This window comes from Ruegeria alba (assembly GCF_022321465.1).
Lineage (GTDB): Bacteria > Pseudomonadota > Alphaproteobacteria > Rhodobacterales > Rhodobacteraceae > Ruegeria_B > Ruegeria_B alba.
In genome coordinates this window covers 67,867-89,470 of sequence record NZ_JAKOEM010000018.1, presented here as the reverse complement: position 1 = coordinate 89,470, position 21,604 = coordinate 67,867, and the positions used below count along the sequence as shown (strand labels likewise).

General features: G+C 61.8%; 22 protein-coding genes and 1 tRNA gene. 7 read left to right on the top strand and 16 right to left on the bottom strand.

The annotated features are described in order from the left end of the window. Positions 1 to 264: 264 nt before the first annotated feature. The 7 genes from MB818_RS17110 to MB818_RS17080 all read right to left on the bottom strand — a co-directional run bounded on the left by MB818_RS17110 (position 265) and on the right by MB818_RS17080 (position 8,734). Positions 265 to 1,695 (bottom strand): C69 family dipeptidase, encoded by a 1,431-nt coding sequence (locus MB818_RS17110; RefSeq protein ID WP_234168155.1) that lies wholly within the window; start codon positions 1,693 to 1,695, stop codon positions 265 to 267. Beyond that, positions 1,692 to 3,308, bottom strand: coding sequence for an amidohydrolase (locus MB818_RS17105; protein WP_234140203.1), 1,617 nt, complete (start codon positions 3,306 to 3,308; stop codon positions 1,692 to 1,694). Before MB818_RS17105 ends, MB818_RS17110 begins: the two co-directional genes overlap by 4 nt. Further along, the gene (locus MB818_RS17100) at positions 3,305 to 4,291 is read right to left on the bottom strand and encodes an ABC transporter ATP-binding protein (RefSeq protein ID WP_234140204.1); all 987 of its coding nucleotides are present in this window, start codon (positions 4,289 to 4,291) and stop codon (positions 3,305 to 3,307) included. Before MB818_RS17100 ends, MB818_RS17105 begins: the two co-directional genes overlap by 4 nt. Then, positions 4,288 to 5,259 carry an ABC transporter ATP-binding protein gene (locus MB818_RS17095; RefSeq protein ID WP_234140205.1) on the bottom strand — a complete coding sequence of 324 codons (972 nt, stop codon included), beginning with the start codon at positions 5,257 to 5,259 and terminating at the stop codon, positions 4,288 to 4,290. Before MB818_RS17095 ends, MB818_RS17100 begins: the two co-directional genes overlap by 4 nt. Next, the gene (locus MB818_RS17090) at positions 5,259 to 6,137 is read right to left on the bottom strand and encodes an ABC transporter permease (protein WP_234140206.1); all 879 of its coding nucleotides are present in this window, start codon (positions 6,135 to 6,137) and stop codon (positions 5,259 to 5,261) included. Before MB818_RS17090 ends, MB818_RS17095 begins: the two co-directional genes overlap by 1 nt. A gap of 10 nt (positions 6,138 to 6,147) precedes the next feature. Beyond that, positions 6,148 to 7,092: an ABC transporter permease gene (locus MB818_RS17085; protein WP_234140207.1), complete on the bottom strand. Its 945-nt coding sequence runs from the start codon at positions 7,090 to 7,092 to the stop codon at positions 6,148 to 6,150. Between the two features lie 73 nt (positions 7,093 to 7,165). After that, on the bottom strand, positions 7,166 to 8,734 hold the full coding sequence (locus tag MB818_RS17080) for an ABC transporter substrate-binding protein (RefSeq protein ID WP_234140208.1): 1,569 nt from the start codon (positions 8,732 to 8,734) through the stop codon (positions 7,166 to 7,168). 176 nt (positions 8,735 to 8,910) lie between these two features. Here MB818_RS17080 and MB818_RS17075 point away from each other — a divergent pair, with 176 nt between their 5' ends. After that, entirely contained in the window at positions 8,911 to 9,699 is a 789-nt protein-coding gene (locus MB818_RS17075; RefSeq protein ID WP_234140209.1) for a helix-turn-helix domain-containing protein, read from the top strand. Between the two features lie 838 nt (positions 9,700 to 10,537). Here MB818_RS17075 and MB818_RS17070 read toward each other — a convergent pair. After that, a tRNA-Thr gene (locus MB818_RS17070) sits at positions 10,538 to 10,612 on the bottom strand. A gap of 263 nt (positions 10,613 to 10,875) precedes the next feature. Between MB818_RS17070 and MB818_RS17065 the strand changes: the two genes are divergently transcribed. The 5 genes from MB818_RS17065 (at position 10,876) to hisD (ending at position 14,721) form a co-directional block, all read left to right on the top strand. Beyond that, entirely contained in the window at positions 10,876 to 11,031 is a 156-nt protein-coding gene (locus MB818_RS17065) for a hypothetical protein (RefSeq protein WP_234140210.1), read from the top strand. Between the two features lie 6 nt (positions 11,032 to 11,037). Continuing rightward, positions 11,038 to 12,303, top strand: coding sequence for a UDP-N-acetylglucosamine 1-carboxyvinyltransferase (gene murA, locus MB818_RS17060; RefSeq protein WP_238905840.1), 1,266 nt, complete (start codon positions 11,038 to 11,040; stop codon positions 12,301 to 12,303). Then, a complete protein-coding gene (locus MB818_RS17055) occupies positions 12,303 to 12,779 on the top strand; it encodes a DUF2948 family protein (RefSeq protein ID WP_234140212.1) in 477 nt (158 codons plus the stop codon). Before murA ends, MB818_RS17055 begins: the two co-directional genes overlap by 1 nt. Continuing rightward, a complete protein-coding gene (locus MB818_RS17050; RefSeq protein ID WP_234140213.1) occupies positions 12,779 to 13,318 on the top strand; it encodes a GNAT family N-acetyltransferase in 540 nt (179 codons plus the stop codon). The genes MB818_RS17055 and MB818_RS17050 overlap by 1 nt, the downstream gene beginning before the upstream one ends. Positions 13,319 to 13,419: 101 nt before the next feature. Then, the gene (gene hisD / locus MB818_RS17045) at positions 13,420 to 14,721 is read left to right on the top strand and encodes a histidinol dehydrogenase (protein ID WP_234176884.1); all 1,302 of its coding nucleotides are present in this window, start codon (positions 13,420 to 13,422) and stop codon (positions 14,719 to 14,721) included. Between the two features lie 101 nt (positions 14,722 to 14,822). On the opposite strand, the gene nqrM is transcribed toward hisD, so the two are convergent. From nqrM to MB818_RS17030, 3 genes are all read right to left on the bottom strand, one after another. Continuing rightward, the gene (gene nqrM / locus MB818_RS17040) at positions 14,823 to 15,065 is read right to left on the bottom strand and encodes a (Na+)-NQR maturation NqrM (protein WP_234163592.1); all 243 of its coding nucleotides are present in this window, start codon (positions 15,063 to 15,065) and stop codon (positions 14,823 to 14,825) included. Between the two features lie 20 nt (positions 15,066 to 15,085). Then, the gene (locus MB818_RS17035) at positions 15,086 to 16,114 is read right to left on the bottom strand and encodes an FAD:protein FMN transferase (protein WP_234168145.1); all 1,029 of its coding nucleotides are present in this window, start codon (positions 16,112 to 16,114) and stop codon (positions 15,086 to 15,088) included. 63 nt (positions 16,115 to 16,177) lie between these two features. Beyond that, entirely contained in the window at positions 16,178 to 16,366 is a 189-nt protein-coding gene (locus MB818_RS17030; protein WP_234143713.1) for a hypothetical protein, read from the bottom strand. Positions 16,367 to 16,472: 106 nt separating this feature from the next. Between MB818_RS17030 and MB818_RS17025 the strand changes: the two genes are divergently transcribed. After that, positions 16,473 to 16,997 (top strand): CBS domain-containing protein, encoded by a 525-nt coding sequence (locus MB818_RS17025; protein ID WP_234140222.1) that lies wholly within the window; start codon positions 16,473 to 16,475, stop codon positions 16,995 to 16,997. A gap of 107 nt (positions 16,998 to 17,104) precedes the next feature. On the opposite strand, the gene nqrF is transcribed toward MB818_RS17025, so the two are convergent. Genes nqrF through MB818_RS17000 form a run of 5 tightly spaced genes read right to left on the bottom strand, consistent with a single transcriptional unit; the run spans position 17,105 to position 21,603 of the window. After that, positions 17,105 to 18,325: an NADH:ubiquinone reductase (Na(+)-transporting) subunit F gene (gene nqrF, locus MB818_RS17020; protein WP_234163595.1), complete on the bottom strand. Its 1,221-nt coding sequence runs from the start codon at positions 18,323 to 18,325 to the stop codon at positions 17,105 to 17,107. Between the two features lie 12 nt (positions 18,326 to 18,337). After that, entirely contained in the window at positions 18,338 to 18,946 is a 609-nt protein-coding gene (nqrE, locus tag MB818_RS17015; protein ID WP_011241816.1) for an NADH:ubiquinone reductase (Na(+)-transporting) subunit E, read from the bottom strand. Continuing rightward, positions 18,946 to 19,599, bottom strand: coding sequence for an NADH:ubiquinone reductase (Na(+)-transporting) subunit D (locus tag MB818_RS17010; protein WP_234140225.1), 654 nt, complete (start codon positions 19,597 to 19,599; stop codon positions 18,946 to 18,948). Before MB818_RS17010 ends, nqrE begins: the two co-directional genes overlap by 1 nt. Continuing rightward, positions 19,599 to 20,402, bottom strand: coding sequence for a Na(+)-translocating NADH-quinone reductase subunit C (locus tag MB818_RS17005; protein ID WP_234140226.1), 804 nt, complete (start codon positions 20,400 to 20,402; stop codon positions 19,599 to 19,601). The genes MB818_RS17010 and MB818_RS17005 overlap by 1 nt, the downstream gene beginning before the upstream one ends. Beyond that, a complete protein-coding gene (locus MB818_RS17000; protein ID WP_234163597.1) occupies positions 20,395 to 21,603 on the bottom strand; it encodes an NADH:ubiquinone reductase (Na(+)-transporting) subunit B in 1,209 nt (402 codons plus the stop codon). Before MB818_RS17000 ends, MB818_RS17005 begins: the two co-directional genes overlap by 8 nt. Position 21,604 lies beyond the last annotated feature (1 nt).

The following is a 21,604-nucleotide window of genomic DNA, read 5'->3' as shown; positions in this document are numbered from 1 at the left end:
TGCGGCAGCGGCGTAACCCAGGCGGAAAAACACCTACAGAACGCCCGAAACCTGTTCAAACAAACCGAACCACCTCTCTCGCTCGCCTTGCTCATTGGTCATCCATTTGGATCGCTCGACGTGATGATCTTAGCCTTTGAGTGACGCCGAATGAACCATTCTTTCGCTCGCTCAGACCTGCCACGAGTTTTTCACGTCGAGATATTACGAGATCACGTTTGGCGCTGCGTGTAGGAGGCCCAACCACGACGCAACAGTTGTGGGCTACCAGATTTGGTTGAACCCTATGGGAGAGCCCTGCGCATCTGACGGCGTTGCAACCGTCGCCTGAACCGAAAGACCCGTGGCAAGGTTGCGCGTCAGGGACAGCGCGGACATCAGTTCACTGTTGGAAAATGCCGACAGAACCGCAATCGCCTCCGCGTATAGCCCCGCGCGAATGGCCTCCTCCGCTACATGCAGATGAGCCTGCAACAGATCTGACACGCGCGCTTCATGCCTACCGAAAGCTTCGTGCACGGGCGCAAGAGTGGCATCTCCAAGGAGTTGCATCAGATACATCAGGCGCTTGCTGTCCTGGAAGGCCCCGACGGAGGTCTCGTGCAACTGCGGCACCAGTGAAATCGTATCAATCCCACCACTCACCGCCTTGCGAATATCCTGAAACCGATGGGATTCGCCGGTCGTCAGGTAACGGTGAGCACTGTATTCCGGCGGGATCACCTCCTGCCCCAGAAAGACCGGCGAAAACGGCGCGGCCAGCGCACCGCATGCCGCGTGCCACATCACGGCCAGAGCTGGATCGGCGGAAGAGGTCAAGGGAACCACCTGGCCATAACCGGCGGTGTCCCCGGTCAGCTTCTCGGTACGGATGGCCCAGATCATGTCCTCGAGCCCGATCTTCTCTGGCCGCGCTGCGCGGGTCTGCATCTCGGCCTCGATCCAGGCGATGCCGTCCCAGCGTCCCTTATCATCGCCGTAAATGGCATTGACGTTGAACGGGCCACCATCATACCAGCCTTGCGCACGAGCAAAGCTGACAAGGTTGGGTGACCACAGGAAGTCCGGATGCGCAGGGTCGTCGACCGGCACCTCCATCACATAGCCGGGGCGGGAGGCACGGATGCTGTCTGGACCAAGGCGCTCGGCCACCCATAGCCCCTGCCCACCCGCGAACTGGATCATCACCCAGGCTTCGTCTGCATCCGCGAAAATGTGAGAATTGCCGCCATAAGTTGCTTCACCGTGCTCTGCGATCAGATCGGCACACAGCTCAACCGCGCCACGTGCACTGGTCGCGCGTTCAAGAACCACGCGGGCCAGATCGCTATAGTTGAGCCCTTGCTGGTCCTTCGGCGTCATCTCTATGAGGTCGCGGCGCGAAGTTGACCAGACATCCCGCACAGCGACGCCTGCCTCGTTCAAACCGCCGTTTGTGATCGGCGCTGGCACACCGAGGTAGTAGGAATAGCTGACCCGCATGTGACGCAGCGTATGCGCGGCCTGCGGCACGGAAATCCGGCGCCCAGGCATATGCGCCTCGGGCCCGACGCCGACCTCGATCATGCTGCCCAGAGCATGATCGGTCGCGGGCACGATCTCGAGCCAGTGCGACGAGGGTTCGTCACCGTATCCGCCGAGCCAAGCATGACCTGTGCGGCTATGGTTCCTCCCGACATATAGGGCGTAGCTCATGCGGGTTCACCTACTTTCGTTGCATTGCGTTGATAGACCCGTGCGCCACGCCGCCATGTCTCGCTGACCTTGATCGACGCGATCGCCTCCGGGCACGACAGCGGATTTGCGTCCAGGATCACCAGATCTGCCAGCTTCCCCAGCTCCAGCGAGCCGCGCTCCTCTTCGTAGAACACTTGCCATGCGGCATCAATTGTGTGGGCGCGCAATGCAGCAAGCGGCGACAGACGTTGTTCCGGGCCAAGCACACGCCCGCTCTGTGTGCGGCGACTGACCGTCGTGTGGATCAGTTCCAGCGGGCGCGTCGGTGTGACGGATGCGTCATTATGTATGGTGAACCGCACGCCTTCGGCCTCGGCCCAGCCGGTGGGCGAGATGTGCGGTGCACGCGCGTGGCCAAGAATCTCGTCGTGATGCTGATCCCCCCAGTACCAGATATGGGCCGGGAAGAAGCTGACGGTAACGCCCAGACCCGCGCAGCGCACGATCTGGTCCCGCCGCATGACCTGTCCGTGGATGATCGTGTGCCGGTGATCGGCGCGCGGATCATTGGACTGCGCCTCTTCGACCGCATCGAGGAACATGTCGGACGCCGCGTCTCCGTTGCAGTGGCAATGGATCTGAAACCCCAGACGATGCAGCTTCTCAACTTCGTAAAACAGTAGCGAACGGTCCATATAGGCCAGCCCGGTATCACCCGTATCAAGATACGGCATGGTCAGGAAGGCCGTGTGCATGAGGAACGATCCGTCCGTCAGAAGCTTGCGTGGCCCTAGCGCGATCGGCCCTTGCGGCCAGTTGCTGCCGCTCCCTGTGCGCGAGAACTCCGGTTCGATTTCCGCCACGGGCAAAAGGATCAGGTCGATCCCCGGATCGCCCCGTTCCGCCATGCCCCTGAATAGATGCAGCAAAGGCGCCGCCGCCCAGGAGTTCTGGGCCAATGTCACTCCTTGTGCGAGGTATTCCTCGCGCGCCGCCGCAAAGCATCGTTGGAAAGAGGTGTCATCAAGAAGAAAATGCGTGTCGCCCATCTCTCCCATGGCCGACAGGTCCTCGATCCTCCCAGTCAAGCGGCCCGCGCTGTTGCGCAAAAAACGCCCCCCGTCCGGGTCGGCGCTGTCTTCGGCAATGCCCTGTCGCGCCAGTGCCAGCGAATTCGCAACCCCGCAATGCCCCGAGGCGTGGATCACCCAGATCGGATGGTCAGTCGAAACCGCGTCCAGCTCGTCCCGTGTGGGCATGCGCCGCTCGCTCAGCTGACACTCGTCCAGCGCCGCGCCCATCACCCAGTCTCCGGACGGTGTTTGCGCAGCCTTTCTTGCAAGGCGGTCGCGGACATCGGCAAGGCTTCGGCAACCGGCGCGGCCTGACAGATCGACACGCAGCAGAGAGACGATGGCGCTGTCGGGAAAATGGCCATGCGAGTCGATGAAGGCCGGGATCAGAACGCGACCCGCAAGGTCACAGAAAGCGGCATTCGGCAGGAAATTACGGACATGCGAAAGCGCGCCGACAGATACGATCCTGTCGGCAAGGATACCGATGGCTTCTGGGCGGGTGTCGTCCGCATCCATGCTCAGGATCGCCCCACCTGCAAAGATCGTTCCCGTCATAGCTTCTCCATCCGGTTTTCCTCCCACGCGGACGGGAAGTGACAGCGATGCGCCGCCGCGCCCTTGACCTGCCAGTCAGGGACCTCTGCTGCGCACCGGGCCTGAGCAAACGGACACCGAGTGTGGAATTCGCACCCTTTTGGGCGGCGGAGAATGCTCGGCGGCTCGCCCTGAAGTTCGATCCGCATCAGTTGCGCATCCGGGTCCGGCTCCGGGTTGGCTGCCAGCAGGGCTAGTGTGTAAGGATGCTGCGGGCTGGCGAAAACGGTGTCCGTATCGCCCTCCTCAACCAGTTTGCCCAGATACATGATACCGACGCGGTCGGTGATGTGGCGTACGACGTTGAGGTTGTGCGTGATGATCATGATGGCCAGCCCCAGCTCATCCTGAAGCCGCGCCAGAAGATTGAGCATCTCTCCCTGAATGGATACATCGAGACCAGCCGTCGGTTCGTCCGCAATCAAAAGCTTCGGGTCCAGCGCCAACGCTCGCGCGACGCCAACACGCCGCGCCTGACCGCCGGAAATCTGGTAAGGGTAGCGCGCGGCGAACTCGGGCGGCAGGCCGACCATCTGCAAGAGCCGCCGTGCTTCGGCATCGAGATCGCGGTCGGTCATGCCCTGTATGCGGAAAGGTTCCGTGATCAGCGACTTGATCGACAGGCGCGGGGACAGCGAACCGATGGGGTCCTGGAACATCATCACGATCTCGCGCCGCAACTTGCGGAATTGCGTCTCGGGCAGGTTGCGCAGTTCCTTCCCGCGATAGAGGATCGAGCCTTCAGAGGCGTGATGCAGCCCCGCCACCGCCCGCGCAAGCGTGGTCTTGCCCGATCCACTTTCGCCCACGATGCCGTAGGTCTGCCCCTCTTCGATCTTCAGGCTCACGCCCGAGACTGCGTCAATGGTGCCTGCGCTGCGGAAGACCCCGCCGCGCACGCCAAACCGCACCACCACATCGCTGATGTCGAGAAGCGTGTTCATGCCGTCATCTCCATGCCAATCAGATGACAGGCCGTCCCGTGTCCGGCCGAGGCCTCCGCCATCGCGGGGCGCGCCGTGCAGGCATCAAACCGTCGCGGACACCGCGCCGCAAAAATGCAGCCCGAGGGCAGGTTCACAAGATCGGGGATATTGCCGGGGATCGTCGGCAGGTTGCGGGTCTTTTCCTTAATGTGGCCGGGATCGCATTCCAGAAGGGCGCGCGTATAGGGATGCGCCGGGCTATGGAACACGTCGCGGACCGACCCGGCCTCGACGACCTCGCCCGCATACATGACGACGACCTCATCGCAAAGCTCGGCGATGACCCCCAGATGATGCGAGATGAACAGGATCGAACACCCGATCTCATCCTGCAATTCACGCAACCGCTTGATGATCTGCACCTCCAGCGTCGCATCAAGCGCGGTCGTCGGCTCGTCGGCGATCAGAAGCGCGGGCCTTGCCATCAGCGCCATGGCGATCGCGATCCGCTGACGCATCCCGCCGGAGAATTCGAAAGGATACTGATTCAGCCGCGCCTCGGGGTCCGGGATGCCGACCAGCGCCAGCATGTCCACCGCGCGCTTGCGTTTTTCGGCCTTGGACAGGGCGTCGCGGTACTGGATGTCGATCATCTGTCGTCCGACGGTCAGCACCGGGTTGTGCGTCTGCATCGGGTCCTGGAACACCATGGAAATCTGGGTGCCGCGCAGGGCGCGAATCTGCGCCTCGCCTTTGGTCAGAAGATCCTCTCCCTTGAACGCCACCTGCCCCGAACCGACATGCGCATTGGGCGCCATGAGCCGGATGATCGCGGAGATGAGAGTGGATTTTCCGCAGCCCGACTCTCCGACGATGCCGACGATCTTGCGATCCGGCACGGTTATGGAGACGTCGCGCAGTGCCTTCAGTTCTCCGCGCGGGGTGGCATAGCTGACCGATAGCTTCTGGATATCAAGAACGGCCATCATTTGCCTCCCTTGCCGCGCAGTTTCGGATCGACCACATCCCGCAGCGCCTCGCCCAGAAAGGTGAACCCTATTGTTGTCAGGATCAGTGGAATGCCCCCCGCAATGATCAGCCACGGCGTGTTGCGGATCAGGTTGTAGCCATCGTTCAGAAGCGAGCCCCAGGACGGCGTCGGCGGTTTGACCCCCATGCCAAGGAACGAAAGGCCGGCCTCCAATCCCACGACGGTTGGAATATCCATTGCCGCCAGCACCGCGAGCGGCCCCAGCACGTTGGGCAGGATATGAACCGTCATGATCCGGGGGGTGGACGCGCCAAGCGATTTCTCGGCGGTGATGAACTCGGCCTCTTTCAGCGATTGCGTCAACGTCCGGACGACCCGCCCATAAGTGGGAACCGACGTCACCATGATCACGACGATCACCGTGTTCAGGCTGGGCCCGACCAGCGCCACCACGGCCAGAGCGAACATGACCGTAGGGAAGGATCGGACCGTGTCGAACAGGAGCACGATCAGGTTGTCGATCCATTTCGGTCCGTATCCTGCGATCATTCCCAATAGCAGACCGATGAGGATCGCCCCTCCGATCGTCGGAAGCGCCACCTGAAGCGCCACGCGTCCGCCCCAGATCACCCGTGAAAACGTATCGCGGCCAAGCTGGTCCGTCCCGAGTAGATGCGCAGATCCGGGGCCTTGCAGTCGGTCCGGCACATTGAGCGCGATGGGATCATAGGGTGCGATCCAAGGGGCAAAGAGCGCAGACGCCAATATCAGCAGCACGATCACAAGCCCCGTGAGCCCTAGCGGATCGCGCACAAGGTGGTAGACGATCTCTCCCAGTTCGGAACGGGGCTTTGGCACGGTCAAGTCGGTCATGGTTGGGCCCTCACTTGCCGGCACGGATCCGGGGATCCAGAATGGCGTTGATGATGTCGGCCAGCGTGGTCGAGGCGACGAAGATCAGAGTGGAAAACAGGACCGAACCCATGACCACCGGGTAATTACGGGTGGTGATGCTGTCGATCACCAGCTTGCCCAGACCAGGGCGGGAAAAGACGATCTCGGTGAAGACCGCCGCTGACAGCAGGAAGCCCATGCCGACCCCGATCACAGTCACGGTGGGCAGGATGGCAAGGCGCAGCCCGTAGCCAAAGACAATCCGTCTTTCTGGCAAGCCGAAAGCGCGCGCGGTGCGGATATGCCCCTCGCCCAGCACTTCCAGCATCGAGGCCCGTACGAGCCGTGCAATATAGCCGACCCAGCTGAGACCTATGGCCAGGCTTGGCAGGACGAGGTGATGCAATTGATCGCCCCAGTCGCCAGCGTCGCCCGCCCCGATAGCCGGAAACCATTGAAGCTTCACCGCAAAGATCAGCAGCGAATAGAGCGCGACGACAAAGGCCGGAACCGCAATGACCGAAACGGAGAGGATTCCGGTCAAGCGGTCGCCGAGGGAATTACGGTTCACGGCAGAGTAGCAGCCAAGCGCAATACCCAAAACCGCCGACCAGCTGATGGAAACCAGGATCAGCGTCAACGTATAGGGCACCTGATTCAACACGATATCCGTCACCGGACGGTTGGAAAACACGTCCATGCCCAGATCGCCCCGCAGCATGTTTGCGAAGAAAAGGCCGATTTGAGCGATCAGCGGCTTGTCGAGCCCCATCCGTGCCTCGAGCGCCGCGCGCATTTCCGGGGTCGCGCGGGGCCCCAGCATAGTCGACACCGGATCGCCGGGGATCATGTGCACGATCAGGAACAGCGCGCTTACGGCCAGAACCGTGATGACTGCCGCCAGACCGATCCTTTTGATGACGTATGACAACATTGCCTACCTGTCTCCCTGTCTTGAAAAGGGGGGCGCGGTGTTGAGCCGCGCCCCGTAGGTTCAGGGAGGAACCTCAGGCCGCGCCGAAGTATCGGTAGAGTGGCAGGCCATCCGGGCGCAGCGCCGGAACGATGCTGTTTCGGTAGATCACCGGCGTCGCTTCATGGGTCAGGAACTTGTAGGCACCGCTTTCTTCCATCAGGTCCTGTGCGCGGACATACATCTCAGCCCGCTTGACCGGATCGGCCTCGGATTGTGCGGTCAGGTGCAGAGCGTCGAACTCCTCGTTCTTGAAACGCTCCCAGTTCCAGATGCCGGCCTGTTCGCTGATGAACCAGGACGTCGCGTAGTAGGGGTCCGGCGTCATGGAGTAGCGGTTCAGGACCATTTCGACGTTGGCGTCGCTTCCGAGTTCCCAGAAGGTCGCGCCTTCATGGAGGCTTATCTCCAGCGTGATGCCGATGGCGGCCAGGTTGGCCTGAATGATCTGCGCCGCGGTGACGTTCGCGGATTTGTTCAGGACACTTATGGTCAGCGATACGTTGCCCTCGCCGGACTCCGCCATCAGCGCCTGCGCTTTCTCCAAATTGGCGGCAGCACCCGTCAGCGAGGTCTCGCGATGGCCCGGCAGGCCCGGCGCGATGATCCCTGTCGACGGCTCCGCCGCGCCGAAATAGGCTGCCGCCATGATTGTTGGCACGTCAATGGCATACTGGATCGCCTGCCGCAGCTTCGGATTGGCCATCTTCGGGTTGTCGAGGTTCATGCCGACCCAGACGTAATAGAGCGATGGATACTCGTCGAGGGTTGTGCCTTCGATCGGCGACGACTTCAGACGTTCTACCGAATCCAGACTGACGCGGGTGAAGTCGATCTCGCCTGCTTCAAAGGCGATCTCTGCCGCTTTCTCGTCATCGATGTGGTAGATCTGGATCTCGTCAAAGGCAGCCGGTTCGCCCTGCCAGTCAGGGTTGCGGCGCAAGGTGGTCTTCTGCTTCTGTTCCCATCCAGCGTGCAGATAGGGGCCGGAAGTTGCCACCGGCTGGGTGTCTATCTTGCCGCCGACGCTTTCAAACGCCGCTTTCGACACGATGTTTCCCGCGATATAGGGCAGCGTAATCGACCACAGCGGCTGAAACGCGTTCTTCAGAACGATTGTTCCGGTCCGCTCTCCCGTCACCTCGACATGGTCCAGAGGGCCCCAGTCTGGCTTGTTGGTCGATTCAAGCGTGTCGTCGATGATCCGCTCGAATGAGAATTTCACATCTTCGGCCGTCATCGCGCCAAAGCCATTCGTGAAGCCGATCGTGTCCTTGAGCGCGAAGTTGATGTGCGTGTCGTCGACCTGTTCGATCATGTCCGCCGCGTCCAGCTGCCACCCCCATTGGCGGCCCGGATTATACTGGATCAACTTGTTGTAGATCGCGGCTTGGATTTCCTCATCCACGACGCCCTGGCTGAACGCCGGGTCCATCGACCGGATGTCGGCATAGGTGCGCGTCTTTAGCGTACCCTCTGCCGCATGGGCCGGGCGTGGCAGCATCAGGCCCGTAGCCGCCAGGCCTCCAAGCGCGGTCGCGCCCTTCAGGAAAGACCGACGCGGCAGGCCGATTCTGGTCCATGAGATATTGGGTGTGGTCATTGATTGTCTCCCTGACTGAGTAAGCGCCTACCCGACGCATTTGTTGTCACGGAGTTCATCTGAGGTGCTGCTTTTCAGCAATTTAGCAAGCTTTAGCATGTGTATGCGATTTTATGCTATTCTGACTTCATGTCGCAAACTAATCTGGATCGGAATACGCGTGGACGGGCGTGCCGATGGAAGATGATTTTGCGACAAACTTGAAGCTCTTGTGCTCGACCGAATCCTCGGTCTCGGCCATCTGCCGACAGATCGGCGTCAACCGGCAACAGTTCAGCAAGTATCTCAGCGGCGCAGCACGTCCCTCACCGGCCAACTTGCGCAAGATCGCCACACATTTCGGCGTGCGTCCGGCCGAGTTTCACCTGCCGATCGACGAATTCGAATGCCACCCCTCGGTTGCGGGTAAACTGGCGGGTCCGCAACGGGGCAGTCAACAAAGAGGCGGGTTCGACGCGGCCTTCCGCGGTCAGACTATCCCGCTTCGTCGTTATCTGGGCTATTATTTGAGCTACTTTCTTACTGAAACATGGGAGAACTCGATCATCTGCGCGATTGTTCGCTTGGATGAATTCGATGGCATGGTGCGCTCCCGATCTTTCGAACGCTCGGTCGACCCTGACGACGGCAGTCTCTATCTGTCAAAATATGAGGGTCGGGTTGCGATGCTGGGGAATAGGATCTTTGTTTTGGAGTACCAGTCACTGGCCCGGGACGCTTTGGTCGAGACAGTCCTTTACCCGGTCGGTCGCGGTCAACTGCAGTACCTGCGCGGCACCACCTTCGGCATCACAAGCCGCCAGCGCACCCCCTTCACCTCGCCCATCGTATGGCGCTATCTAGACGAATTTGACTCATTGAGAGATGTGATGCGTAAGGTCGGTCGCTACGACATCAATTCGGCGAAACTGGACCCAAGAGCCAGGTCGATCTTGTTGGGCAGCCATACCAAAGCGTCAGACTGAGCTTGCAGCCGGGTATCCGCCCCGGGACTTCGAGATCATTGGGCGTCTAACGGTCGCTGCATTCGTATCCAATCGCTTCACGATAACACGCGTATCCTTTTGGCCTTTCACCGGACCATCCTCAATTTGTGTGGCGACACTAACCTGATATTTGAAAAATCGTAAGGGATAGTCATGATTTCGAAGAGGCACAGGTTGCCCGGAGGCGATGTTTCGGTTCAAAGCGTTGCGCAAAGCGAATCTAGCGGGTGGATTGTAGCGGGCAGTTTCGCACCAAACGGCATCTGCCCAGACTATGGATAGCATTCACAACACCGTCACGGCTGGCAGCGTCGGTGTCTCAAAGATTATTCCGCGCATGGAGACAAGGTAATGGTTGATCTTGTGGTTTGCCGTTGCGACGTTTTCCGCCCGTTTGCCCGCGCCGGGCTTTCTCTAACCAGATCGCCTCGATTGCACGCCCCTATCCGCGGCGCACCTCACGTGTCGGGGGGATTGTCGGCCATCTTGGGCATGCGACCGGCGGGCGGTCTGCTGCGCGGCTCTTGCACCGTTTGGGCCTTGGGATCGGCGATGACACGGTGCTCAGGCAATCGAAGAAGTGTGCTCGGCGTCCAGGAGGCGCGCGATGCAAACCCTTTCGTCCAGCACGGTGGCGGCAACATTTGCGAACGCGGTGATTAGTCCGAAGAGAGAAAAATCGCCGTAGGTCTGCGCCCCCAGACAAGCAGACACGGGACCAAATCAGGAACACCCATCCAGCACTTATCCAGCATTGCTGGATGGGTAGACAAATCCGTTTAAGAGAGTGGATTTTTCGTTTGTTTTCAGGAGTTTCTGGTGCTGCTGGACAGGATTGAACTGTCGACCTCTCCCTTACCAAGGGAGTGCTCTACCACTGAGCTACAGCAGCACACCTTTCTTCAGATTGCTATCCCCGGCGTTACACCGTTTCAAGCGGGCTCTGAATGAACCCTCTATTTCAACACCTTCACAACTTTGAGCCTGCCCATGACTAGGGAATGTCATTCCCCTGAGCCAAGGTAACTCACTGTGCCGACGCGGCCATCTCCATATCCGGGCTCGCAGCGTCGCGGTGAGCGGGTGATTAGACTCAAACGAAACGCGGCGCAAGGGCATCTGGACGGTTTTTTTCGCCTCCTGTAGAGAAAGGTCATGGCAGAGCAAAAAAACCCTTCGAAAAGCAAATCCGCACCCGCTGGCCGCGAGGACAGGCTCAAGGCCGCGCTCAAGGCCAATCTGGCCCGGCGCAAGGCGCAGGCCAAGGCACGAACCGCCCAGGTCGGTGCGGACCAAAACAAAAAAGGTTAAGAGCAGATGGATTCGATTCTCGTTACCGGCAATGGGCCGCTGAATGGCCAGATTCCGATTGCAGGGGCCAAGAATGCCTGCCTCGCATTGATGCCCGCTACGCTGCTCAGCGACGAACCGCTGACGCTGACCAACGCGCCGCGCCTCTCGGATATCAAGACGATGACGCTGCTGTTGCAGTCGCTGGGGGCCGAGGTGTCGTCGCTGCAGGACGGCAAGGTGCTGGCGATGTCGAGCCACGACCTGACCAGTCACACCGCCGATTACGATATCGTGCGCAAGATGCGCGCTTCGAATCTGGTGCTGGGGCCGATGCTTGCGCGGCTGGGCCAGGCCGTGGTTTCGCTGCCGGGTGGCTGTGCCATCGGCGCCCGGCCGATGGATCTGCATATCGAGGCGCTCGCGGCGCTGGGGGCCGAGATCGAGTTGCGCGACGGCTATCTGCACGCCAAGGCGCCCGGCGGGCTGAAAGGAGCGGTACACGAGATGCGCTTTGCCTCGGTCGGCGCGACCGAGAACATGGTGATGGCCGCCACGCTGGCCAAGGGCACCACTGTACTCAAGAACGCCGCGCGCGAACCCGAAATCGTGGACCTGGTGCACTGCCTGCGCGCGATGGGCGCGCAGATCGCGGGTGAGGGCACCTCGACCATCGAAATCCAGGGCGTCGACCGGCTGCATGGGGCCACTCACCAGGTGGTGACCGACCGGATCGAACTGGGCACCTATATGCTGGCCCCCGCCATTTGCGGCGGAGAAGTCGAGCTGTTGGGGGGCAGGCTCGACCTGATCGGTGCCTTTGTAGAAAAGCTGGACGCCGCCGGTATCGACGTTGCAGAGACCGACAAGGGCCTCAAGGTCAGCCGCCGCAATGGCCGCGTCTCGGCCGTCGATGTCACCACCGAGCCTTTCCCAGGGTTTCCCACCGACTTGCAGGCCCAGATGATGGCGCTCTTGTGTACGGCCGAAGGCACCAGCGTGCTGGAGGAGAAGATCTTTGAGAACCGGTTCATGCATGCGCCCGAACTGACCCGCATGGGCGCCCGGATCGAGGTACATGGCGGGACAGCTACCGTGCGCGGGGTTGAACGGCTGAAGGGGGCGCCGGTGATGGCCACCGACCTGCGCGCCAGCGTGTCGCTGATCCTGGCGGGGCTGGCCGCCGAAGGGGAAACCCTGGTCAGCCGGGTCTATCATCTAGACCGCGGATATGAGCATGTGGTGCAAAAGCTCGAAGCGGTGGGCGCCAAAATCGAACGGATCAAAGGCTGATGTCGGACGCAACATTCAAGGACGGGCGCGAGGCGCCGCTGAACCTGGGCGCCGAGGATGGCGAGGACCTCAAGATCATCTCGACGCTGGTACAGGACGCGGTGTTTCCGATCACCGAAATGTCCTGGCGCCCCGGCTCGCGCCGGTTTGCCCTGCTGCTGAACCGGTTCCGGTGGGAGGATCGCGCCGCCGCCGACAAGCGTGGGCGCGGGTACGAGCGGGTGCAGTCGCTGCTGGTGATCGACAGCGTGCTGGGCGTTGCCAGTCAGGGTATCGACCGGTCCGACACCGATACCGTTCTGTCGCTGCTGTCCGTGACATTCGAGCCGGACACTGATGGCGCCGGGCAGCTCCTCCTGACGCTGGCGGGCGATGGCGCCATCCGGCTGATGGTCGAGGCGGTGGATGTCACGCTCAAGGACGTGACCCGGCCCTATCTGGCCCCCTCGCGCCGGGCCCCGCATCACTCGGACTGATGCAGAACAAGCGGGGGATATCGCAGGCCTTTTCCCCCGCCGGCACCGGGGGCGAGCTGTTGCGCCGGGCCACCCCCTTTGACCTTTTCGACATGTCGCGGGTGCTGACCCGTTCGATCAGCCAGCTATGCACTGCCGATCATGGCGGCAATGCCGAGGCGATTGCGCGCTGGTGCGCCAACAAGACGCCGCAGGCGCTGCGCGCGCAGATGATGGCAGAGGGTTGGGAGTTCTGGCTGCTCATCCGCGCTGGTCAGATTGCGGCCGTAGGCGCATTGGCCGAGATCGACCGGGGCGCTGGTACCGGGCGCATCACGCTCAACTATGTCGATCCCGCCTGTCGCGGTCAGGGGGCCAGTGCGGCCCTGCTGGCCGGGATGGAGGCGCGGTTGAGAGATCAGGGCATCACGCGCGGGGTTTTGACCAGCACGGCCACTGCGCGCGATTTCTACCTGTCGCGTGGCTGGCAGGCCGATGGCCCAGCCCGGCAAGGCCGCTGGATACTGGGTCATCCGATGACCAAGACACTCGCCTGCTGAACGCTCTCGGCGACTGAACCCACCGCGCGCTGCCGCGCCGCAGCGTGTGACGCTTGAGGCGGACGGACAGTCCGGTTATGTCAGCGCCAAAGGAGAGCCCGATGCCCCAGTTCCTCGACAGCCGTCAGCCCGATTTCGAGACCGCCTTTGCCGCCCTCCTGGGTGCCAAGCGCGAGGACAGCCCGGATGTCGATGCGGTGGTGGCGGACATCATTGCCGATGTGCGGACCCGTGGCGACGCGGCGGTGATCGAGCTGACCGAGCGGTTCGACCGTATCACGCTGACACCACAGACGCTGCGGTTCTCTGCCGAAGAGATCGCACAGGCTCTCGAAGAGGTGCCTGCCCCCGAACGCGCCGCGCTGGAACTGGCCGCCGCGCGCATCCGGGCCTATCACGAACGGCAGATGCCACAGGACGCGGACTGGACCGACGACACTGGCGCGCGGCTTGGTTGGCGCTGGTCGGCGGTCTCGGCGGCAGGGCTTTACGTGCCGGGTGGTTTGGCCTCCTACCCTTCGTCGGTGCTGATGAATGCGATCCCGGCCAAGGTGGCGGGCGTGGGCCGTTTGGCCATCGCCGTGCCCACGCCGGATGGCCAGGTCAACCCGCTGGTCCTGCTGGCCGCACAGATCTCGGGCGTTGACGAGGTCTATCGCATCGGCGGCGCGCAGGCGATTGCCGCGCTCGCCTATGGCACCGATACCATCGCGCCTGTCGACAAGATCACCGGCCCCGGCAACGCCTTTGTTGCAGCGGCCAAGCGGCGGGTGTTCGGCAAGGTGGGCATAGACATGATCGCCGGCCCTTCCGAGATTCTGGTAATTGCAGACCGCGATAACGACCCCGACTGGATCGCGCTCGATCTCCTCTCTCAGGCGGAACATGACGAGAGCGCCCAGTCGATCCTTATCACCGATGACGCCGGTTTTGGCCGGGCGGTGGCCGATGCGGTGGACAAGCGGCTGGAGACACTGGAACGCCGCGCCATCGCCGGGGTCAGCTGGCGCGATTTCGGCGCCGTCATCACTGTTTCGGACTTGGACGAGGCGGCGGCGCTGTCGAACCGGATCGCACCGGAACATCTGGAGCTGTGCGTCGCCGATCCCGAGGCGCTGGCGGCCAAAACCGTGCATGCCGGCGCCATCTTCCTGGGCCAGTATACGCCCGAGGCGATCGGCGATTACGTGGGTGGCCCGAACCACGTGCTGCCCACCGCGCGCTCGGCCCGGTTCTCTTCCGGCTTGAGCGTGATGGACTTCCTCAAGCGCACCACCCTGTCGCGCATGACCCCCGAGGCACTGCGCGCCATCGGCCCGGCGGCGGCGCAGTTGGCGCGTTCGGAAAGCCTCGAGGCGCACGGCCTTTCGGTTCAGGCTCGGCTTGACCGGTTGAACGGATAAAACAGCGCGAGACGGAACAGCACCAGCGCAAGGGCTCTCGCTGGTATAAACCCGTCTATGACCGTATACCTTGAACAGCCAAAAGCAGGATTAGATGAGGATTAGCTGCCCTTTTGCGCTTCTAGCTGCTCTGCCATCTTGCGGGCGCGCGGGCATTGAAGCCGCTCACGCAGCGGGCTGTCGGGATCGATCTCCTTGGAGCAGACGACGCAGCGGTCCGCCCCCGAGATCGCGTTGAGCCCACCGCAACTGCCCTTGATCCGCTTGCCCATAAGCATCACGCCCAGAGACATTCCCAGCACGACAATCATCAGCAGAAAGAAGGCCAGCAGGAAGGTCGTCATGGCGAAACCCTTTCGCGGTGTCAGTCGGCGGCGTTGAGCAGATCGGCGAATGCGCTGCTCTGCGCCGTCATATAAGCCTCGGCGCCGCCCTGCGCATCCCTTTCGATGAAGAACACGGCAAGTTTATGCGCCTCTGCGACCTTCAGCCCCTGGTCCAGCCCCAGAACCAGCATCGCGGTGGCCCAGGCATCGGCCATCATGGCGCTGTCGGCAATCACGGTGACCGAGGTGGTGCGATGGGTGACCGGGCGCCCGGTTACCGGATCGAGAATGTGGGAATAGCGCTGGCCCTCATGCTCGAAATAGTTGCGATAATCGCCCGAGGTGGCCATGCCGTAATCACTGACAGGTACCACCAGTTGCACGCTCTGCGCGCCATGGTCGGGCCGCTCGATGCCGATGCGCCAGGCCTCGCCCTTGTCGTTCTTGCCGCGTGTCACCAGATCGCCGCCGATCTCGACCATGTAGTCGTCGATCTCGAACCCGCGCAACGTCTCGGCCACCGCATCGACACCGTATCCCTTGGCGATTGCGCTCAGGTTGATACCTGTCTCGGGCCGCGCCTTGGCCAGCGTGCTGGTGGCTTGGTCCAGCGTCAGCAGCCTTGCCTGTCCAACGCCCTCAAGCGCAGCGGTAATCTCGGAATCCGAAGGGATCGGATCCTCGGGCTTGCGCGGGCCAAAACCCCAAAGCTCGATCAGCGGGCCCAGCGTGATGTCGAACTTGCCCCCCGATTTTTCATGAACCTCGTTTGCGGCCCCGATCACTGTGACGAATTCCGGCGAGACCTGCATCGGCGCCGTGTCCGCGCGGGCCGAGAAGGTCGAAACTTCGGATTTCGGATCCCAGTTCGACATCTTGGCATTGACGTCGGCCAATGTCGCCTCGACCGCGGCCCCCAGCGCTTCGGGGTCCAGGTCTTCGCCGATGGCCGTGATATGATAGGTCGTTCCCATCGTGTCGCCAGAGAGTTTCACCACCTCCGGCTCGGCATCGAAAAGACAGCCGGACAGCATGAGGGCAACGGGCAGTGCAAGCCAACGGGACATGGGCCAACCTCGGATATTTCGCTGCTGCGGCATAGGCCAGCGGCGCGGTGGAGTCAAACCGGCTCAGCCCTTGAGCGGCAGGAAGGCCAGCGTCAGAAGGCCGATTGCCGCCGGCACCCCATAGGCCCAGAGATGCCAGCGCGGAACGGGCGGCTCGGCCTTCCAGCTCTTGCGGTAGCCATGGCCACAGACCACCACCACAAAGAAGATCAGCGCCGCGCTGGCCGGGGTCAGGTACAGGGTGTCGAACATGGGCTGGCTGCGGTTTTGTCCTGGCTGCGGCCGATTGGCCCTTTGCGGATCGGGATGCCGGGGTAAGATGGGCTGACCCGCAACAAGAAAGCAGGAGACCCAGCCCATGGCCCCATCCTCATATCAGGCCCCGACCCGTGGCGACAAGGCCGACAAGACGACCTATAGCCAGTCGGCCAGTTCGAACCTGGCACAGTCGCAATCGACCGTTGCCGATCTGCTCGGCGGCAAGGGCGACGCGGTGTTCTCGGTTCGGCCGGGCGACACGATCGGGCAGGTCGTCAACGTGTTGAAGGACAAGCGGATCGGGGCGGTGCTGGTGACCGACCAGAACGGCGCCCTGGTGGGTATCCTGTCCGAACGCGATATCGTGCGCCGCATGGCGGACACGCCGGGCCAGACGCTGCCGCAACAGGTCGAGGGGTTGATGACACGCGAGGTCCAGACCTGTGCGCCGGACGAAACGCTGAACGCAGTGCTGAAACGGATGACCGAAGGCCGGTTCCGTCACCTGCCGGTGCTGCGCGACGGCAAGCTCTGCGGCATGGTGACCATAGGCGATGTGGTGAATTTCCGCCTGCGCGAGCTTGAATACGAGGCGCTGAAAATGAAACAGATGATCGTCGGCTAGGGCGGCGCCCAAGAAAATTCTACGAATTTTCTCCCAAGATTATTCGTCGAATAATCTTGGTGATGGAAACGAAGACACCGGTACCTGTCGGCACCGGTGTATCTTGTTCATCCCCCGAAATCGTCGAGCATGATGTCTTCGCGATCCACGCCCAGATCCAGCAGCATGTTGATCACCGACTGGTTCATGATCGGCGGTCCGCACATGTAGAACTCGCAATCCTCGGGCGCGGGGTGGTTCTTGAGATACTCTTCGAACAGCACGTTGTGGATGAAGCCGGTATACCCTTTCCAGTCATCCTCGGGCTGCGCATCCGACAGGGCCACATGCCATTCGAAATTCGGGTTCTCGGCGGCCAGCATGTCGAAATCTTCGACAAAGAACATCTCTTTCTTGGACCGTGCGCCGTACCAGAACGAGATCTTGCGCTTGCTCTTCAGCCGCTTCAGCTGGTCGAAGATATGGCTGCGCATCGGCGCCATGCCGGCGCCACCGCCGATGAACACCATTTCCTTGTCGGTATCGCGGGCAAAGAACTCGCCGAAGGGGCCCGAGATGGTGACCTCATCCCCCGGTTTCAGGTTGAAGATGTAGGACGACATCTTGCCCGCCGGAATGTCGCTGCTGCCCGGTGGCGGCGAGGCGACCCGGACGTTGAGCATGATGATGCCCTTCTCCTCGGGGTAGTTCGCCATCGAATAAGCGCGCTCGACCGGCTCGTCGACGACGGATTTGTACTGCCACAGATTGAAGCGGTCCCAGTCCTCGCGATACTCGTCCTGAACATCGAAATCGGTATAGGATAGCTGGTGCGCGGGGGCCTCGATCTGGATATAGCCGCCGGCGCGGAAATTGACGTTCTCGCCCTCGGGCAGTTCCAGCACCAGCGCCTTGATAAAGGTGGCGACGTTGTCGTTCGAGCGCACCTTGCAGCGCCATTTCTTGACGCCGAACACTTCCTCCGGCACCTCGATATCCATGTCCTGCTTGACCGCGACCTGACAGGACAGGCGGTCACCACAGGCGGCCTCGCGCTTGGTGATATGGCTTTCCTCGGTCGGCAGGATCGAGCCGCCGCCGGAATGCACTTTGACCCGGCATTGCGCGCAGGTGCCGCCGCCGCCGCAGGCCGAGGGCACAAACAGCTTTTCAGCCGCCAGCGTCTGCAACAGCTTGCCACCGGCGGGGACCGAGATGGTTTTCTCGCCGTTGATGGTGATGTTGACATTGCCGGTCGAGACCAGCCGCGAGCGGGCCATCAGGATCACGGTAACCAGCGCGATCACGATCAGGGTAAAGAGGACGACGCCCAGCGAAAAGGTTTCCATCTGTCCGCCCCCTTACAGTTTGACGCCCGAGAAGGACATGAAGGCCATCGCCATCAGCCCCGCGGTGATGAAGGTGATGCCCAGACCCTGAAGCCCGTCCGGCACGTCGGAATATTTCAGCTTCTCGCGCACACCCGCCATCGCGGTGATGGCCAGCGCCCAACCAAAGCCCGAGGACAGGCCATAGGTCGTTGCCTCGGCAAAGTTGTAATCCCGCTCCACCATGAACAGCGAACCACCCAGGATGGCGCAGTTCACCGTGATCAGCGGCAGGAAGATGCCAAGCGCGTTGTAGAGCGGCGGGAAGTACTTATCGAGGATCATCTCGAGGATCTGCACCATCGCGGCGATCACCCCGATATACGAGATCAGACCGAGAAAGGTCAGGTCCACATCCGGAAAGCCCGCCCAGGCCAGCGCGCCGGGTTTCAAGAGCGTATTCAGCAGCAGGTTGTTGGCCGGCACTGTGATCGCCTGCACCACCATGACCGAGATACCCAGGCCCAGTGCGGTCGAGATCTTCTTGGACACCGCGATGAAGGTACACATGCCGAGAAAGAAGCTGAGCGCCAGGTTCTCGACGAATACGGCCTTGACCGCGAGGGAAATCAGCCCTTCCATCAATGCGCCTCCACCGACTGGATCTTGAACTCACGTTCCTCGACCTGCTTGGGCTTCCAGGTACGGAAGGCCCAGATCAACAGGCCGATCACGAAAAACGCCGAGGGCGGCAGCAGCAGCAGCCCGTTGGGCACATACCAGCCGCCATTGTTGACGGTTTGCAGGATGGTCACGCCAAACAGGCTGCCCGAGCCGAACAGCTCGCGGATCACGCCCACCAGCATCAGGATCAGGCCATATCCCAGCCCGTTGCCGACACCGTCGATGAACGAGGCGACCGGCGGGTTTTTCATCGCAAACGCCTCGGCCCGGCCCATCACGATGCAGTTGGTGATGATGAGGCCCACAAAGACCGACAGGGTTTTCGAGATTTCAAAGGCATAGGCCTTGAGGATCTGGTCGACCAGGATCACGAGGCTGGCGATGATCACCATCTGCACGATGATCCGGATCGAGCTGGGGATCTGGTTGCGCAGGATCGAGATGAAGAAGGAGGAAAACGCCGTCACGAAGGTCACCGCCAGCGCCATGACAAAGGCAACCTGCAGCGACGAGGTGACCGCCAGCGCCGAGCAGATGCCCAGCACCTGAAGCGTGATCGGGTTGTTGTCGACCAGCGGATCGACCAGCAGTTCTTTCTTGGTCTGGCTCATCAGATCTCTCCCGCTTTCAGGGCCTCGAGGAAGGGCGCATAGCCTTGCTCGCCCATCCAGAACCGCACCAGGTTATCCACCCCGACCGAGGTCAGCGTGGCGCCAGCCAGCGCGTCGACATAGAAATCGGCACCGGCGGCGGGCTGCGATTTGGCGACGGTGATCTGCAGTTCACCCGCATCGTCGCGCAGCTTCTTGCCGTTCCACATCGCCTTCCAGCGCGGGTTGTCCACCTCGGCGCCCAGGCCCGGCGTTTCGCCATGCTGATAGAATTGCAGGCCAAAGATGTCGTTGCCGTTCTCTTCGACCGCGATGAAACCATAAAGCGTCGACCACAGGCCATAGCCGTGGATCGGCAGGATCACCTTGTCGATACCACCGGCCTCGTCCCGCAGCAGATAGACGGTGCGGTAAAGCGCCTGACGGCCGATCCCGGCGGGATCGTCGGTCAACGCACGGCTCAGCTCGGCATCGTTGGCAGCGGCCTTGTCATCGAATGTGGCCGCGTCGAACTGGTCGGTAAACTGGCCGGTGGCCAGTTCCAGCACCTGCGGTTCGAACGCCTTGAAGGCCTCGGCCACGTTCTGACCGGGCTCGAACAGCCCCGCGACCTGCAGAATGTTCATCTGCTTGTCCTTGAGCTTGTTGACCTCCTGCACCGGGCGCAGGGCGACGGCGGCCGAGGACACGATCATCGAGGCGACAAGACAGACGGCCACGGCGACAAAGATGGTCTTGCCCACCGAATCCGGCGGCGCGGCGAGGAAACGGGCGATCACGCCCTTGCTCTCGGTCTCAGACATGGCGGCGCGCCCTCCGTTTGATATTGGCCTGCACGACGAAATAGTCGATCAGCGGCGCAAAGACGTTGCCGAACAGGATGGCCAGCATCATCCCCTCGGGGAAGGCTGGGTTGATCACGCGGATCAGCACCACCATCACCCCGATCAGCGCTCCATAGATCACGCGGCCGGTATTGGTGTGGCTGGCCGAAACCGGCTCGGTCACCATGAAGGCGAGGCCAAAGGCATAGCCGCCCAGCACCAGGTGCCAATACCAGGGCATGGCGAACATCGGGTTGCTGTCCGAGCCAATGACATTGAGCAGCAGCGAAAAGCCGATCATGCCCGCCATGCAGCCCACGATCAGGCGCCAGTTGGCGATTTTCGTCATCAGCAGGAAGGCAAGCCCGATCAGGCAGGCGAGCGTCGAGGTTTCCCCAAAACTGCCCTGAATGGTGCCATAGAACGCATCCATCCAGGTGATGCCATTGGCCGCCAGCTGTTGATAGCCATCCGCCGCCGACACCGCCAGCGCGGTGGCGCCGGAAAACCCGTCGACCGGGGTCCAGACGCTGTCGCCCGACATGTTGGCGGGATAGGCGAAGTACAGGAACGCACGCCCGACCAGCGCGGGGTTGAGAAAGTTCTTGCCGGTGCCGCCGAACACTTCCTTGCCGATCACCACCCCGAACGAGATGCCAAGCGCCACCTGCCACAGGGGCGCGCTGGCCGGCATGATCAGGGTATAAAGCATCGAGGTGACCAGAAAGCCCTCGTTCACCTCATGCCCGCGCACGGTGGCGAAAACCACCTCCCAGATGCCGCCGACGATCAGCGTGGTCAGGTAGATCGGCAGGAAATACAGGAACCCGTGCGCCACATTGGCCAGCGGATTGGCCGCATCCAGCGAGATGCCAAGCGCCTGGAGGATGGCAATGCGCCAGCCGGTCGCCGCATCGGCCCCCAGCATGGCGATGGCCGAATTGGCCTGATAGCCGGTGTTCCACATCCCCCACAGGATGCAGGGGATGGTGGCGATCACGACATAGGTCATGATCCGCTTCATATCGACATAAGACCGGGCATGCGGCGCCGCCGTTGTCACCGTCTTGGGCGTGTAGATAAAGCTTTCGACCATCTCGTAGATGGGGAACAGCTTTTCGTACTTGCCACCCTTGGTGAAATTCGGCTCGATCCGGTCAAAGAAGTTGCGCAACCCCATG